Here is a 4,025-nt window from a genome sequence, read left to right as displayed (position 1 = left end):
GTGTAGTATCGCCGCCTTGAAGTTGACCTGCTCCCAGCGCAGGTCGCAGACCTCGACGGCGCGCAACCCGTGGCGGAAGCTTAGGAGAACCATCAGTCCGTCGCGATGACCGTGGCGGTTGTTCTTCGCTGCCTCGATCAAGCGCTCGACCTCATCGGCAGTCAGATGTTCGCGGGTCCGCAAGTCGGCATTCTTTCGCCGACGCGTGACTGTTCGATTTTCAGTGGCTGGGGCGACAGTGCGCAGGTGCGGCTTGGCCATGGTTTTCCGGGGGGCTCTGAAAGAAACTGTACAAACAATAGGCCTTTTATGAACAGTCGCGAGGATCGATTGCGGCGCCGGCTAATCGGTTCCGTTCGTCTCCAATTGTGCGCACGCGCCCGCGGCCGGTTGCATCGCAACGCTGGTCGACACGTCACGACGAGAGCGTGCCGGGCACCGGGCTCATTTGCGGCGCCGGCGGCGCTGGCCGCTGGCCGAGCTACGGGGTGATCGGCGACAGCTGGCCGCAGCGGCGGCAAGCTGATGGCTTGCGTAGGTTTGCGCTTCCTACGCGCGCGCGAGGCGGCGTCGCCGCTGTTCTTTTTTGCGAATCCGGTTGGCGGCGAACGCTGGAGCAGCGAGCAGCTACGGGGTCGATGGCGACTGCTGGCCGCAGCCGCGGCAAGCTGATGGGTTTTTACTTCATACGCGCGCGCGAGGCGGCGGCGCCGCTGTTCTTTTTTGCCAATCCGGTGGCGGCGAACGCTGGAGCAGCGAGGAGCTATGGGGTCGATGCCAACGCCTCGCCGCCGCCGCGGCGAGCTGATGGCCTCATGGAACAGTTCGTCTGAAGCAAGAGTTCTGAGCGCTATGGTCACCTTCTTAAGGGTGTGCGTGAGGAGGCGGGCATGCCTGAGAAAACGTGGCAGCAGACAATTTTCCGTCTGCTGGCCGAAGAACGACGAAAGCAAAAAGATCGGGCGATAAAATTTATGGGCTTGGTAGGGAAACTTATTCGCTCACCGCCGTATTAGTGTTGCGATCATGGCTATTTGCAGCCCATATTTGCTAAGGCCTCTTCGAACCTTTCGGCAGGCTTGTCGTGACATCTCGGTATCGCATCCAGAATTGATACCGCCCGGAATTGATGTGCTCGCTCGTGTCGAGACAGTGCACGATTACACCCTCGCTATCAAAATCAGAGGTCATCCGCCAAAACCGTGGCGATGGGAAATTTACACGGCCGGGAAGAGCAAGCCGGTACGACAATCTGGATTTTTCGAAACGATGTCCGAAGCTACCCGAACGGGGAAGGTGGCATTAGCAGAACTCCGGGCGAAGCGAGCCGCTTGACTGCTGATATGCGCCGCACCGCGGCTACACTGGCCGCGCTGCCGATCATGCGGTATGTAGCCGCTGACATGCTTTCAGGATGTCAGCGATCTTATACGGTTTCGCGACAAACTCGCTTTCGGGAGTGCAGCGTTGGGGGTCAACGGATTTCCCTGACGTATAGAGAACCGGCACATCCGGCCGCTCAATTCGAAAGCATTCAGCCACATCCCAACCGCTGGCCGGGCCAACAAGATTGATGTCGGTGAACACTATGTCGATTGAGGTATTTGACTTACAGAGCGCGATGGCCTCTTCACCGCTCGCTGTTTCCACGACAACATAGCCCGCGTCTCGCAGACAATCCGCGACATCGCATCTCACGAGGAATTCGTCCTCGATCACGAGAACGACCAGAGCACGGGCACCGTTTCCCACCGATACAGACACAAGCGCACCCTTTCGAGGCCATAAGGACTTGGCGTCGTAGGCAGTCTTTTCTTTGGGTCGTCAGGGCGCTCGGAGGTTTTTGGTGTGCGGAAGCGCCTAAGGAGTCCAACAACCACCCGGTGGTACGGTTCCGTACCTTGGAGGGTCTTTTCCCCGTGGTTAGCGAATACCAGTAGCAACCCGAGCGCGGGGGCTTATCTATAACTCACCGCCAGCAGCGACCTTCGGGCGCGGGCGTTTGAGAGACCCTGTTGTGCTCTTGCCCTTAATGGGAACAGAGCCATGGCCGCGGTCTCCGCAACTCGCAGTTCTTCGCCACCTTGCAATCAGTTGCTGGCCGCAACGTCCGCGCCTGATTTCGCGTTATTGAAGCCGTACTTGCGGCCGGTCGCGCTGGAACTACTAAAAGACCTGGAGCGGCCCAACCGAACGATCGAGACGGTCTATTTTATGGAGACCGGCATTGCATCGGTTGTCGCCGTCCAAGCGGACAAGACGCGCATCGAAGTCGGCCTTATTGGGCGCGAGGGGATGAGCGGAACTGCGGTGGCGCTGGGCGGCGATCAATCGCCGCATTCCACTTACATGCAGGTCGCCGGGGAAGGGCGACAGATCGCGGTCAAGTACTTACAGAAGGCCATGGATGCGAGTGTTCCCTTGCGCAACCACCTGCTCAAATTCGTGCAAGTCTTCATGGTGCAGACGGCTCACACCGCCATTGCGAACGCACGGTCCCATATTGACCAGCGCTTGGCGCGATGGATTTTGATGGCCCATGACCGGACCCGCGACAACACGCTACCACTGACACATGAATTTCTGGCGCTGATGCTGGGCGTCAGGCGGGCTGGGGTTACCGAGGCGCCGCAAAGTCTCAAACGGCAGAAGCTGATCGACACCGGCAAATCATCATCAGTGGCTTAAAAAGTTTGGTCGCGAAAAGGTTCACGATCATTTAGAGCGCGTCATTACGATCATGAAGCTATGTAACAACACGGCGGATTTTAGAGAGAAGTTCGCCAGAGTTTTCAAAAAGAGCCCGGCTCAACTGTCGTTATTCGATTTTGATTTGATGCCACAATCGAAATGAAAGAGGCCGCCCACTGAGGCGGCCTACTTGTGGGAGCGCAGCTTCTTCGCTGGTGGCGGCTCGGTCTTGAGCTTTTCCGCCTCTTTGGCCGCTAGCTGGCGACTGTACTCAGCTCGCGCCAATAGATCGGCTTTGAAAGCCGGGTCTGTTTGGGCGTCGCCGGCCTGCTCCAAGTCGATCGCCATTTTGAGATAGTAGGTGATCAGTTCCTTGCCCGACGTTGGTGCCGACATGCTCCGCATCCCGCTTTCGATAGGTCCCAGGATACAAGACTCACAACTGAGGCGGCCTATTCATTATTTCGCAGGTTCTCCCCAGCAGAGAACATGTCGGCCAGCTTCAACCATTCGGCAGCCATTTCGCGTTGAATGATGCGAGCTTCACGACTGGTCGCGACTCTCACTAGCTTCAAACAGTGCACGGCATAAAGCCGGTATTCTTCGTATTTGCTGGCTTTTCGGACTGCCATTGGTCCGTCTCCCAGAGTTTCCTTAGCCAAACGTAAAACTAAGGCAGGCTTTTCCATTTGAAAAGGGACCACGCCTCAATTTGAAAGGGGACCAGGGGATATGGAAAGGGGCCAGTACCGGAACCCGGATAGGAACATAAGCCGAATTTCCCTATGCTGGGTTCATGAGCGGCGAGCCAGCGAAATTCAGCAGCAAGGACATGGCGCGATGGATTGCATCGCGGCATCGCTACAAGTCTAAGCCCGGTCCACGGGCAACGCTCGGCGATCTGCAGCGATCAACGCCGTGGATTTGGCTCTGGTGCGAGCGGTGCCAGCATCATTCGCCGCTCGCCTGTGCTGTACCCGTGATCCGCTGGGGCGGAGCCGCGTCGAGCGATATCTTGCGTGAGCGCAAGCCGACGCCGTTTCAGATGCAGCTTCAATGCACTGGGAACGGCTCAAAGCCGACATGCTCGCCAGCCCAGCTTGGATGCTGTAACGTCGCCCCTTTGCGCTTCCCACACGCGCGCGAGGCGGCGTCGCCGCTGTTCTTTTTTGCCAATCCGGTTGGCGGCGCTCCGCTGGAGCAGCGAGCAGCTACGGGGTGATCGGCGACAGCTGGCCGCAGCGGCGGCAAGCTGATGGGTCTCGGACGTGTGCTCGCTCCGAGATTTCAGCCGTGCACTTTATCCGTTGGCTGGGCGGCGCCGAGCGCCGCGC

7 protein-coding genes are annotated in these 4,025 nt (G+C 58.5%); 3 read left to right on the top strand and 4 right to left on the bottom strand.

Annotated features, from left to right (window positions below):
• Window positions 1-183: tyrosine-type recombinase/integrase (locus WB528_RS23790; RefSeq protein ID WP_423891298.1), on the bottom strand; the 183-nt coding region annotated here is incomplete at its 3' end.
• Window positions 184-638: 455 nt separating this feature from the next.
• Between WB528_RS23790 and WB528_RS23785 the strand changes: the two genes are divergently transcribed.
• Together WB528_RS23785 and WB528_RS23780 are read left to right on the top strand one after the other, a co-directional pair.
• A complete protein-coding gene (locus tag WB528_RS23785) occupies window positions 639-833 on the top strand; it encodes a hypothetical protein (RefSeq protein ID WP_423891296.1) in 195 nt (64 codons plus the stop codon).
• A 57-nt stretch (window positions 834-890) separates the two neighbouring features.
• Entirely contained in the window at window positions 891-1,016 is a 126-nt protein-coding gene (locus WB528_RS23780; protein ID WP_423891294.1) for a hypothetical protein, read from the top strand.
• A 364-nt stretch (window positions 1,017-1,380) separates the two neighbouring features.
• On the opposite strand, the gene WB528_RS23775 is transcribed toward WB528_RS23780, so the two are convergent.
• On the bottom strand, window positions 1,381-1,719 hold the full coding sequence (locus tag WB528_RS23775; RefSeq protein WP_423891292.1) for a response regulator: 339 nt from the start codon (window positions 1,717-1,719) through the stop codon (window positions 1,381-1,383).
• 327 nt (window positions 1,720-2,046) lie between these two features.
• On the opposite strand from WB528_RS23775, the gene WB528_RS23770 reads away from it, so the two are divergent.
• Window positions 2,047-2,688 carry a Crp/Fnr family transcriptional regulator gene (locus WB528_RS23770; protein WP_423891289.1) on the top strand — a complete coding sequence of 214 codons (642 nt, stop codon included), beginning with the start codon at window positions 2,047-2,049 and terminating at the stop codon, window positions 2,686-2,688.
• Window positions 2,689-2,877: 189 nt separating this feature from the next.
• Here WB528_RS23770 and WB528_RS23765 read toward each other — a convergent pair whose 3' ends face one another.
• Both WB528_RS23765 and WB528_RS23760 read right to left on the bottom strand, forming a co-directional pair.
• A complete protein-coding gene (locus WB528_RS23765) occupies window positions 2,878-3,087 on the bottom strand; it encodes a hypothetical protein (protein WP_423891288.1) in 210 nt (69 codons plus the stop codon).
• A 56-nt stretch (window positions 3,088-3,143) separates the two neighbouring features.
• On the bottom strand, window positions 3,144-3,323 hold the full coding sequence (locus WB528_RS23760; protein WP_423891287.1) for a hypothetical protein: 180 nt from the start codon (window positions 3,321-3,323) through the stop codon (window positions 3,144-3,146).
• Window positions 3,324-4,025: the final 702 nt, after the last annotated feature.

This window comes from Bradyrhizobium sp. (assembly GCF_049586575.1).
Lineage (GTDB): Bacteria > Pseudomonadota > Alphaproteobacteria > Rhizobiales > Xanthobacteraceae > Bradyrhizobium.
The sequence above is the reverse complement of the archived record's forward strand: the minus strand, read 5'-3'. Positions and strand labels throughout refer to the sequence as shown.

Bases quoted from the DNA above. Each gene is read 5' to 3' on its own strand.
- WB528_RS23785 (WP_423891296.1), top strand. From the start codon at position 639: ATGGCGACTGCTGGCCGCAGCCGCGGCAAGCTGATGGGTTTTTACTTC.
- WB528_RS23780 (WP_423891294.1), top strand. From the start codon at position 891: ATGCCTGAGAAAACGTGGCAGCAGACAATTTTCCGTCTGCTGGCCGAA.
- WB528_RS23770 (WP_423891289.1), top strand. From the start codon at position 2,047: ATGGCCGCGGTCTCCGCAACTCGCAGTTCTTCGCCACCTTGCAATCAG.
- WB528_RS23765 (WP_423891288.1), bottom strand. From the start codon at position 3,087: ATGTCGGCACCAACGTCGGGCAAGGAACTGATCACCTACTATCTCAAA.
- WB528_RS23760 (WP_423891287.1), bottom strand. From the start codon at position 3,323: ATGGCAGTCCGAAAAGCCAGCAAATACGAAGAATACCGGCTTTATGCC.